Source organism: Xanthobacter autotrophicus (assembly GCF_030015065.1).
GTDB classification, from domain to species: domain Bacteria; phylum Pseudomonadota; class Alphaproteobacteria; order Rhizobiales; family Xanthobacteraceae; genus Xanthobacter; species Xanthobacter autotrophicus_D.
Map to the genome: position 1 here is coordinate 1 of NZ_JAIVFN010000430.1, position 442 is coordinate 442.

General features: G+C 66.1%; 1 pseudogene. It reads right to left on the reverse strand.

The features are described 5' to 3' along the window. Positions 1–442 (reverse strand): annotated as a pseudogene (locus K9U40_RS23880) (hypothetical protein); the annotation flags it as partial.

Here is a 442-nt window from a genome sequence, read left to right on the forward strand (position 1 = left end):
CAGCAGGATGCCGAAGCCCTCGATCAGCGCGACGAGGCCGCCGGGCGCATCCACCGCCTTGAAGTCCTCCAGCGCGTTGAGCATCTTCATCGCGCCGGAGACCACGGTGTTGTACTGCATGCGCTGGTAGTCGTAGTCCACCTGCTTGAGCACGGTGTGGATCTCCAGCCGCAGCGCCTTGGCCTCCTTGCCGAACTGCACGTCCTGCAGGCTCTGGGCGCCCTGGATGGCGGACTCGGTGGCCGCAGCATCGATGCCCGTGAGCTTCACGCCGAAGTTCCAGACGCGGCGCAGGAAGCGGTAGCTGCCTTCCACCGCAGCGTCGTTCCACTCCAGCGTGGCCTCGGGCGGCGCCGTGAACATGGTGTAGAGGCGGGCCGTGTCGGCGCCGTACTTCTCGATCAGCTCCTGCGGATCGACGCCGTTGTTCTTGGACTTGGAC